Origin of the sequence: uncultured Gimesia sp. (genome assembly GCF_937910335.1) — a bacterium.
Classification (GTDB): Bacteria; Planctomycetota; Planctomycetia; order Planctomycetales; family Planctomycetaceae; genus Gimesia.
On record NZ_CALEMX010000572.1, the window covers coordinates 1 to 11019 of the forward strand.

Consider the following 11019-nt stretch of genomic DNA (forward strand, 5'->3'; position numbering starts at 1 on the left):
TGCCGAATAAGATATTTCTGGCTGTAGCAACATTTCCAATCGAACGAATGCTACCTCTGGATAATCAATCTGAAATAAAAGATTTAAAGTATTTATGGCTCACAGGACGTCAGAATTCGCCACTCTTTCAAGAAAAAATGAGAGAATACCAGATTCGCTCTCCTTTTAGGGAGCTCTATGAAACGGAACGGCTTTTATTAATATTTCATCCGAAGATGAACCCCATACTTAAAGGTTACCTTAAACAACATTATGGTGTGGATGTAACACTTCAAAGCGTCATGGAGGGTGGCTATTTTCACATTTATAAAGTCAGCAAAGAACAAGAAGAACCGGTTGAAGCAAAACGCCCCTATTAATTTGGTATCGCTCGCATTTTAATTATAAGTCAGGGGTGGTGTATCAAATCTCTCTGGGTCGCCTGAGAATCAACGTGTTAAGCGATGATGTCTTGTACGACGCGTGTTGGGAATTGGTGTGTGAGGCGTTCGCCTAGACCGTTTCGCTCGTAGACCAGTTTCTCGTGATTCATACCCAGCAGATGCAAAATGGTGGCATGCCAGTCCTGAATGCTGACGCGATTTTCTACTGAGGCATAACCGACTTCATCGGTGTTTCCATAGACGAGACCTTGCTTCACTCCTCCGCCGGCCATCCAGGCCGAGAAACCATAGGGGCCATGATCGCGGCCTGCGACCTGCATTTTTGAATCCGAGGCAATTTGTGCGGTCGGCAAGCGGCCGAACTCTCCCCCCCAGAGTACGAGCGTTGAATCTAATAATCCGCGCTGCCTGAGGTCTTTCAAGAGACCGGCGATGGGGAGATCTGTCTGCTGGCAAGCTGTCGTGAGAGAGCCTTTGATGTTGCGATGGTTATCCCAAATCTGCCCGCGTGTATAAAGTTGTACGAAGCGGACTCCTTGCTCTACCAGCCTGCGGGCCAGTAAACAGCGTCTGCCAAAACTGTCTGTCTCTTTTTCATCAATGCCGTACATGGAAAGAGTTTGCTCAGTCTCTTGTGAGATATCCAGCGTTTGTGTTGCTTCAAGCTGCATGTTGGCAGCCATCTCATAATTGCGAATTCGCGCTTCAAGATCCTGCTGGCCGGGGCGTTGCTTTTGATGCAGGCGATCCAATTGTTTGAGTAACTGCTGTTTGGTCAAAGTGACCTGTTCCGATTCGGAATAATCGGGGGCCAGATTCAGCAAAGGCGAACCCGTGGCCCGCATCCGCGTTCCCTGATACAGGGGTGAAAGATAACCTGACATCCAGTTATCGACATTATTTACGGGCAGACGGTTACTGGGGTCGGCCAATACCACATACGCGGGCAGATTTTGATTTTCATTTCCCAGCCCGTAGGTGATCCATGAACCGAACACCGGATGTCCGGGAAAGGTTTGCCCCGATTGCATTTTGTAAATGGCTGGTTCATGATTGGGATGTACGTTATACATTGACCGGATAATGGTTAACTGATCGACTTCCTCGGCGATATGCGGCATCGCATCGGAAACCCAGGCGCCCGATTTCCCGTGCCGTTTGAACTGGAAAGGACTCTGCATTAATTTTCCGGTACGGTCATTTTCGAACACCGCATTCTGGGTCAGTTCCCGCGGTGCTGTTTTTCCATGAAATTTTTTGAGAGCCGGCTTGGGATCAAACAAGTCAACCTGACTGGGACCGCCCTGCATGCAAAGATGAATCACTGCTTTTGCACGCGGCGGAAAATGGGGGCGTTTGGGTGTCAGGTCTTCGGGAATGCGTGCCGCATGATGCTGTTTCTCTGCGGCGATTAAACTTTGCTGACTCATTAACGAAGTCAAAGCCACGCCGTACAGTCCATCTGTCATACGGTCGAAAAAGTTTCGACGCGAAATCGCGGACTGGACTAATTTTATTTGCGGCTTTGGTTGTGGAAGTGCTGACATGGACTTTCAATCGATATAAAGAAATTCAGCTGAGTTCAACAATACATGACAATAATCGGATAAACCATCATGGGGTGACTTACTGATCTGCTTCTGCGTGCTGGGTTGACCGGGCTTACTGGCAAGCAGTGGCGATGTTGACTGATTTTGATTTAACCGCTGTAGCGATGCCAGCGCGATTTCTTTTTCTGCGGGTAAGGGATCACGTTGAAACGCAATTTGATATGCGGCAACGATCTGTTTTTGGAGATCATTACCTGCACGGGCTCGAACCTGTTGCGCAAACTGGTTGGCGAGTTGATATACCAGCTGGTTATTCACCAGAAGTAACGGCTGTGAAACAACGGTCGAATTTTTTCGCGTTGTGCAGTTCGGATTCATTTGAGGCAGATCAAATACTTCTAGAAACGTTGGCATTTCTTTACGGCGATGACGCACATACACACTGCGCCGCCAACCCTTGTCTGTTCGCTTTGAAGTCACCAGGCCATCGGGCCTTACATTGACATCAACGGGTTTTCCAAAGGGGGTCTCATCAAGTTCACCGGCTGTGAATATGAGCGAATCGCGGAGTTCTTCTGCTTCCAGCCGGCGTAACGGCATGCGGGAAATCAGCTGATTTCCAGGGTCCATTTTTTGATGTAGCCCTGTGATCGAAGAAGATTGTCGATACGCCTGTGATGTCATGATGAGCCGGTGTAATTTCTTGAATTGCCAACCTTGTTTCACAAAATCGACAGCCAACCAGTCGAGCAGTTCGGGATGACTGGGAGGCGTTCCCAGGGCACCGAAATTATCCAAGCTTTTCACAATTCCGTTTCCGAAATGTTTATGCCAGATGCGATTCACAATCACCCGCGATGTCAGCGGATGATCGGGCTGTGTCAACCAACGGGCGAATGCGAGCCGACGGCCTGTTTTTGAATTTGTCTGTTGTACCGGTTTAATATGATACGGAGAGATTCCATCTGCGATAGCAGACGGCGTTCCCGGTTGCACGAGGCGCGTGGGTTGTGTTTCATCACCACGACGATAAATGTAAGTGGGTGAAGGTCGCCCACGGTCCCATAACGCTCTGATCAGCGTGGGAGATTTGAGTGACGCGGTTAATTTTTTCAGTTGCTTGTCGAGCGATTTCTTTTCTTTTTTGGGTAGATCTTTGTTTTTCAGTTTGGTTTTCACTTCTGCAATCTGTTTTTCGATGGGCGCGTTGTGCCGTTCGAGTTCCTGCTGTTCCTGTTCTGGAATCAGTGTCAGAAATCTGCTGCGGGCTCTTTTCCATTGATTGCTGAATGGTTGCGGTGTCATCCAGTCGTATTCATCATAGGCACCCTTGAAGATAGCCATCGCACGATAATAGTCGCGTTGCGGTATCGGGTCATATTTGTGGCTGTGACAGCGGGCACAGTTGATGGTTAATCCGAGAACACCCCGATACAGGACATCGAGTTCATCCGAGATGACTTCCATGCGATCCGATACGCGATTGACGGGATTTGCGGAAGTTCCATCCGGGGCCATCCGCAGAAAGCCGGTTGCCACCAGTTTCTCGATCACTTCCGGAATCGCATTTTTGGGATTGGTATAATCAACCAGTTCGTCACCTGCTAATTGTTCGGTGAGAAAGACGTCATAGGGTTTATCCTCGCCGAACGATTGAATTACGTAATCGCGATAGCGGTAGGCATACTTACGAATCAGGTCGGCACTGCGTTTTCCTTCGGAATCGGCATAGCCGGCCAAATCCAGCCAGAAGCGTCCCCATTTTTCGGCGTATCGCGGGGATTCCAGGAGGCGATCAATCAACGTTTCATAAGCGTCTTCGCTATCGTCGTTCAGAAACGCGTGGACTTCCTCGGGCGTCGGGGGTAAACCAGTCAACGCGAACGTGGCGCGGCGGATGAGCGTGCGTCTGTCTGCCTCCGGGGCATAAGACAATTTTTGTGTTTCTAATTTTCGCAGGAGAAAGGCATCGATCGAATTTTTCACCAACTCCGTCTGCGCAACTTTAGGAGGCGTGGTTTGCTGCGGCGGTTGAAAGGACCAGAACTGACGATCGGATTTTGAAACGAGTGGATCCTGATCGTTGCTGAAGTTTTTCGGCTCCACTTTTTCAACTGGTAGTCCCTGGCGAATCCATTTTTTGAGTGTCGCCAGTTCTTCAGTCGTCGTCGGTTCAATTCCCGCGCGACTGATTTCGGCTTTGGGCGGACAGGTTTTTTCAACGATATACTTTATCAGCAAACTTTCATCCGGTTTGCCCGCCATGATGCTTGTGCCTGTTTTGCCGCCGATGAGCATGCTCGCTTTCGTGCGGACATCGAGACCGCCTTCCTGATATTCGGGTCCGTGACACATTACACAACGGCGGTATAGAATCGGTTGGATATCATGCTGCGAGAGCGCGTTGGTTGCAATCACTTGCGGGCTCTGCTTAAATTTCAAACCGGTAAGAATCCAGCGACGCACCTTTTCCAGTTCCTGTTGTGATAAAGGCTTGGAACCTTCGGGCGGCATCTGGCCATCATGGAGGTATTCAAACAGCAGGCTTTCATCGGGTTTTCCAGCGACCAGTCCCGGTCCTGATTCGCCTCCTTTGAGCAGATTTGCGGTTGTCGTCAGATCGAATTCCGCTTTCCGTTTTTTCTTGCTGTGACACTTGACACAATGCGTTTGGAAAATCGGTTGAATGTCGTCTTCATAGACGATACTTGATGGCTGAGACGATTTCGCGGGCGTTTCTGCAGAGGAAACAAGCAGAGGTCTGCCGAGTAAGACCATCAGACAGTTGAGCAGCAGGCAAAAGATTCTACGCCGGGAAACGACCATTGCTGAATGTTTCTCGTCATTGAGGAAGGAAGATTGAGGGATGTCAATCAGGCTTGGAGATTTGGACGTCACCGAAAACAGTCCAAATGTCGGAACTACATCTATTATAACAAGATACGGATCATCAATGTCAAGTGCGTGGTTCTTTTCTGGATTTAAACGCAATGAGATTGAGAAACTCTGCATTGGCCTTTGATTACAGAATTCGTCGATCAGGCAAACTGCCAGGCAACCTGCGAGTTCTGAAGAGTCTCTGATTAGAGATCGATTTGATATTCAGTCTGAATGCTGCCTATTGAAGAATCTTTGCAAAACCATCTTAAGCTCACATTTTTGTTGACTCTCAAAATGGGAAGATTTAGGATTGAAGCTTGTTGGATGGGGAGGACTCCCGGTATTTCGTGTGACTTTAATTTCAGGAACCAGTTTGATGATCAGATCACAAATCAGGCAGATGGGCGTTGGTGTTATGGCACTGATGCTGCTGCTGACAGGAGGCATGGCGGTCGACGCCGGTGTAACGAAAGATGGCGCGAGTAAATATCTCAAAAATGTACAAAAGGGAAATCCCAATCTGAAATCGGTTGGAAAAATTACCTTTGGACCCGGCGGATTGCTGGTGGTGGCGGACCCTGCGAAAGCGACGATTACAGTTATTGATACTCACGATCTTGGGCCGATGAAGAAGCTCACAAAGAAAATCTCCAAAATTGATGTCGCCGTGGCTGCCAGTATGGGTGTGAAACCCGACGACATCAAAATTGAGGATATGGCGGTCAACTCTCAAAGTGGCAAGGTTTATCTTTCCGTAATTCGCAAAACAGACAATCAGCCAGCGATTCTGATGATTGATGCCATGGGCAAGGTGAAAAACTTCGATCTGTCTGAAGTTGATTATATTCAGGTGGCTCTGCCCGGCGGTAAAAATTCGAAAATCCGTAACATTACCGGTGTCGCGTTGGCCAGTGATCGATTGTTGGCGGCTGCTCAATCGAATGAAGAATTCGCCAACAAGATTTATTCGATTCCACTTCCTTTGACGCATGGAACATCGGCTGATATTTACAGTGCTGAAACTTACCATGTGGCTCATCGTCGATGGGAAACGAAAGCGCCCATTCAATCCTTCGTACCTTATTCCAATAAAGGCAAGAATTACATTGTTGGTGCCTTCGCCTGTACCCCGATCGCCAAGTTTCCATTGGATGAATTACAGTCGGGTAGCAAAGTCAAAGGGACCAGCATCGTGGAACTCGGTTCCGGGAATCGTCCGTTGGACATGTTGACCTATGAAAGTGATGGCAAGGAATGGCTGCTGACCAATACATTCCGGTTCCACTGGAAAAAGAGTATGTATGGGCCGAGCAAGTGGTGGGGTGTGCGTGTGAATATGGATTACCTCGATGCTGAAAACACTAACGAAGAAGCTGCCCGACGCAATGTGAAGCAGAAAGAAGGGCCGGATGGAATCGAAATTGTCGATCAGCTTTCCGGTGCGGTTCACATTGATAAACTGCAAAAGAAAGAAATCGTCGTGCTGCGTGATAACGAAGGTCATCTCGATCTGGAAATTGCGAAACTTCCTTAATGGTTGTTGAGAGTAAAACACAGGTTCTTTTCTGTTCTGCTTTAGGAATGGGAAAGAGCCTGTTGTGTACTCGAATGTTGAATTGAATCTCAACGGCGGCCAGGTAGTGTTTCTTATTTCCAATAGTTCTTTGCAACCTGAGAAGAACCGTGGCTAACGCCATTCGGCTAATGATCAAAAACAAGATTAGCCACAAGGCATTAGCCGCGGTTAATACCGATCTCGTTAAAGGTGACTTTCCTGAGAATGATCCTCAAAACGATTCTATAAAAACCACCTAGCGCCGTACCGTTCATAAGTAGTGGAGTCTCATGGTGAAATTGTTCTCATATTTTCTGCGTAGGCCTGTCTGGTATGCGTTGCTGTTATTGTTCGGAGCGCAGGTTTATGCCGAACGGATTCTGGCAGCTGGTGCGCCGGATGAAACGTTATTTGAACTGTCGATTGAAGCAAACGAAAACGATCCAAGGTTGTGCCTGTTCGTGGTGACTGCAAAGGATGAGCAATTCTGGACGGCACTCAAAAAAGCAGACGAAGAACAGTTTCAAAGTGTACTTTCGCTGAAACGAAAGTCACAGACCGACAGTAAACTGCCTGCGATTCTGGGTCGTTATCGCGTGAATGAAGATCGTCTGGAATTCAAACCTGCGTTTCCTTTAGTCCGGAATTCGCGCTATCGTGCGGTCTTTGATCCACGATTATTGACGTTACCTGTCAACATCAAGGCCACGTCGTTAGATGCGGCGTATTCCATTCCGTTGCCGAATGCCAAGCCGCCGCGCGTGCTGGCAATTTATCCTTCGGGCAGAAAGTTGCCTGCCAATCATTTGAAATTCTATATTCAATTTTCGGAACCGATGCAGCAAGGGGACATTTTCCGGTACTTTTCGCTGTTCAATAAAACGCAGAACAGACCGGTGCCCCGCCCGTTTCGGCATACCGAACTGTGGTCTCCCGATGGCAAACAGTTGACGCTCTGGTTTCATCCCGGCAGACAGAAAGTGGGTGTCAATTTAAATGTCGAACTGGGTGCCATTTTGAATCGAGGCGACGAATATGAATTACGAATCAGCCAGAAGTGGGCCGGGTTATCGGGGCTCGCTTTAGGCGTTCCCTTCAAAAAAACATTCTCGGCTATCGCTATGGACGAACGACAGCCGGTGATTGAGAAATGGAAGCTCTCAACCCCGCAAGCGGGAACGCTCAAACCTCTAATCTGTCAACTGGGCGCGCCTTTGGACTACGCCTTGCTGCACAGTCAATTGACTGTGCAGACGGAAGCGGGTGAAAAACTCTCAGGAACGATCAGGTTGAACCAGCATGAATCGATCTGGCGTTTCATACCGGATGAAGCGTGGCAACCGGGCCGCTATCGTCTGGTAGTGGGTACGGTTCTAGAAGATCTGGCAGGCAACAGCATTGCGCGTCCGTTTGCCATTGATCTGACGAAAGAAAAAAATGCTTCTTCGATCAAGGGCGAATTTGTCTCGCGAGAATTTCTGATCTCGAAATGAGATCGTAAGCAAAGACTCCGGCGGTTTGAACGCACCGGGTCTGCAATTGCTGGCGAATTGAATCTATCAACGCCCGGTGATTAACCAAGTTCGGCGATGGGGCCGGAAGGTCCTTCAACCAGTGGCGTGGGTCTTCCGCCCGGTTTGATCCAGTGTCCGTAGGGATCGATGCCGAGTTTCTTGAAGACGGTGGCTCCGAGGTCTCCTGGTCCTACACGTCGTTCTGCGATTTCACCGCCGCGTCGATCTGTCGCACCGATGACCTGACCGCCGGGAACGCCTGCCCCTGCTGCCAACATCGACATGACCGGGGTCCAGTGGCCGCGACCATTGGTTTTGGTCAGAACAGGACCGCGACCAAATTCGCCAAGTACCAGCACCAGAGTGGAATCGAGCAGACCTCGTTCTTCCAAATCGCCGACCAGGGTTGTAATGCCATGATCGAAGACTGGTAACATCGGCTTGAGACCTTTTTCAATGCCGCCCCATTTGACTTCGTCGCCATGGTGATCCCAGTGCCCCCAGGCATCACTCATCGTAATGAATGTCACACCGGCTTCAACAAGTCGGCGGGCCAGCAATGATTTTTGTCCGAATGAATGTTTGCCATATTTTTCGCGAGTCTGTGCAGATTCCCGGTTCACGTCGAAGGCTTTCGCGACCTTACCCGAGAGAACCATGTCGTACGCTTCCTGCACATAACGATCTTGCAACTGGAGATCGGATGACAGGTCTGCATGTTTTCTGAGTTGGTCAAACTGACGGCGTAAGTCGTTGCGGTCATTTAAACGGGAAGCTTGAACGCCAGCGGGCATGCCAAACTTGCCTGCCGATTTCATACCATCGAGTGGTTCATAGCGATGCCCTAGATGACCGGCTCCATAAATATCAGCGACCATGCTATCAGCGAGTGCGACAAAACCTGGCATACCGGGAACATTCGGTCCGCGGAATTTGGCAGCCACTGAACCCATTGAGGGATAGCCGCCGCCATCGCGGTTGTCATTCGTGCGACGTGATTTGGGATTCGCGGCCTGGAATGTAGTTGGTGTGTGATTACTGGAAGAGGCATCCATGGAACGAATGATGGCAAACTTATCCATCATGGCGGCCTGCTTGGGTAAATGTTCGCAGATCTCAATTCCATTTACGGAAGTCGAGATGGGATTAAAGGGGCCCCGAATTTCTCTGGGTGCCTGCGGTTTTAAATCCCAGGTATCTAGCTGACTGGGTCCGCCCGAAAGCCAGATCATGATGACAGATTTTGCCTGGACGCGCTGATTTGTCTGTGCCTGAGGCGCTGCAGACGCTTGCTGTTTGAGTAATTCTGGAACGGTCAGTCCTGCTAATCCCGCCATTCCCATTTGGAGAAACCAGCGACGGCTGCCAACCTGAATCAGATCGGAACCGGGAGCGAATGCAGAAAAGGGACTGCCACTCTGGTGATGTCTTCCGTGTGGATTGTCTGGAAAATTAACTGGTAGGGACATCCAAATTCTCCCATTTCAAATCAGTGATTTGATTATTACTTAGGGTTAGATAAAAAACAGCTTTTCGATAAGGAAAGCCACTTTTTACTCTGTTTCTTGTGTGGTGAGCAGCTCAGGCAGGATCTTTTAGTAGTATGTATTAGCATACACAATTATGATCGGAAAGAACAACGCGAACTTCTCACTAAATGTTTGAAAAAAACAGATTCATATACATTAAGCCACCACCCAGGCCATATAAGAGTGAAAATCGGCAGTAAAACCTTATGTCAGCTTGAGGAGTTTGATCGCATTTTCGCGGTAGATTTTGGTCCGGACTTCCGCGGGTAATTCCAATTTCCGGAAGAGTTCGAACTGCGGGACCTGCTGTCCGGGTGCCAGATAATCGGTGCCGAACAGAATTCGATCCTGACGACGAACTAGAAATTCCTGGCCGAATTCCAGATCACGGGAAATCGAATTAGCACCGGAGCCTGCAGAGAGATCGCCGTAGATGTTCGGATAACGGCCCATTAAGTCATCGATGGCGCCTCCTGGTTTGACTTTGGATTTGGGATAGCCGCCCAGTTCTTTCGGCGTGAGTCCACCGGAGATCGAAGCCCACCAACCGGGGCCATGACCGATAAAGTTGAGTTCGGGAAATGTTTTGAGTGCATTTTCCAGCCGCTTGAGGCCGGGCACATCTTTGCCACGAATGTTATCGATGTGAAACAACAGGGGAATGCCGACTTCCTGACACGCTTCATAAACGCGCATCATCAGCGGATCATCGAAATTGAGGCCGACCTTGTGTTCGCCGAAGCCTTTGGCGCCCTGATCTACCCAACGCTGAAGCATACTGACTAAAGATTTAATACTACCGGCGTGGGTCGTGCGTGGATCAACCGAACAAAAGGGAATTAAGCGATCCGGGTATGCTTTGGCAGCAGCGAGTGCTGACTCTGTTGTTTGGAGATACATGGTGGATTCGGGTGATGTCAGAGGCAGGACGACTGATTTTTCGACCTGGAACTCATCCATCCACTTTAACAGGCCCTCGACGGAGAGATTTTTCTTGGGATCGGTATAGGTGCCGATATGGGTGTGGACATCAATGAAGCCTGTGCCTGCTTCAATTTTGGGCTCTGCTGCTAACGTTTCTTTTGTTGCCCATTGACCGGTAACACAGCCAGCTCCGGCGAGTACCAGTGATTTCGAAAATTCTCTGCGTGATAAAGTTCGGCGGGATAAATTCATGTTGAACTCCAATATTTATTATGGCTGACAATCCAGTCTGGTTGCTTCATTCCATTCAAAACAACAGGCGTGGAATTTACAAGGATCGAACCTCTTTTATTTGGGCACGCGTCTTCGGTTCTCGAAATGAATCTGTTTAACGCCCGTGGGTTTCTGGTTGGCGTGTTTAATTCTGGCGTGTAGTATCTGGGATAATTCATCGCGTAGCTGTTTTATGTCTGGATCATTGGCAAGATTTTTCATTTCGGCGGGATCGGTGTTGTGGTCATACAGCTCCGCTCCCTCTTTGCCCTGCTCACCCCATTCTGTATAGCGGTAGCTGGGTGTGCGAATACTGTAGCCGTTCGCGTATTGAGTCAACGCGGTTTTGCGGGGGGAGACTGTTACATCTTTGAGTGTCGGTACTTGACTGACGCCTGAAATGGAAGGGGG

At 49.1% G+C, this 11019-nt stretch carries 8 protein-coding genes; 3 read left to right on the forward strand and 5 right to left on the reverse strand.

Annotated elements, in window-relative coordinates:
• The coding region (locus Q0668_RS23440; RefSeq protein WP_298868972.1) for a hypothetical protein at positions 1-359 on the forward strand (359 nt) is incomplete at its 5' end.
• A 77-nt stretch (positions 360-436) separates the two neighbouring features.
• Here the strand turns inward: Q0668_RS23440 and Q0668_RS23445 are convergent.
• Both Q0668_RS23445 and Q0668_RS23450 read right to left on the reverse strand, forming a co-directional pair.
• Positions 437-1930: a DUF1501 domain-containing protein gene (locus Q0668_RS23445; RefSeq protein WP_298868973.1), complete on the reverse strand. Its 1494-nt coding sequence runs from the start codon at positions 1928-1930 to the stop codon at positions 437-439.
• Between the two features lie 6 nt (positions 1931-1936).
• On the reverse strand, positions 1937-4831 hold the full coding sequence (locus tag Q0668_RS23450; protein ID WP_298868974.1) for a PSD1 and planctomycete cytochrome C domain-containing protein: 2895 nt from the start codon (positions 4829-4831) through the stop codon (positions 1937-1939).
• 358 nt (positions 4832-5189) lie between these two features.
• Here Q0668_RS23450 and Q0668_RS23455 point away from each other — a divergent pair, with 358 nt between their 5' ends.
• Positions 5190-6347, forward strand: coding sequence for a hypothetical protein (locus Q0668_RS23455; protein WP_298868975.1), 1158 nt, complete (start codon positions 5190-5192; stop codon positions 6345-6347).
• Between the two features lie 314 nt (positions 6348-6661).
• Complete coding sequence (locus Q0668_RS23460) at positions 6662-7861, forward strand: hypothetical protein (RefSeq protein ID WP_298868976.1); 1200 nt, start codon at positions 6662-6664, stop codon at positions 7859-7861.
• Positions 7862-7941: 80 nt separating this feature from the next.
• On the opposite strand, the gene Q0668_RS23465 is transcribed toward Q0668_RS23460, so the two are convergent.
• The 3 genes from Q0668_RS23465 to Q0668_RS23475 all read right to left on the reverse strand — a co-directional run.
• The gene (locus tag Q0668_RS23465) at positions 7942-9351 is read right to left on the reverse strand and encodes a DUF1501 domain-containing protein (RefSeq protein ID WP_298868977.1); all 1410 of its coding nucleotides are present in this window, start codon (positions 9349-9351) and stop codon (positions 7942-7944) included.
• Between the two features lie 264 nt (positions 9352-9615).
• The gene (locus Q0668_RS23470; RefSeq protein ID WP_298868978.1) at positions 9616-10587 is read right to left on the reverse strand and encodes an amidohydrolase family protein; all 972 of its coding nucleotides are present in this window, start codon (positions 10585-10587) and stop codon (positions 9616-9618) included.
• 96 nt (positions 10588-10683) lie between these two features.
• The coding region (locus tag Q0668_RS23475; RefSeq protein WP_298868979.1) for a sulfatase/phosphatase domain-containing protein at positions 10684-11019 on the reverse strand (336 nt) is incomplete at its 5' end.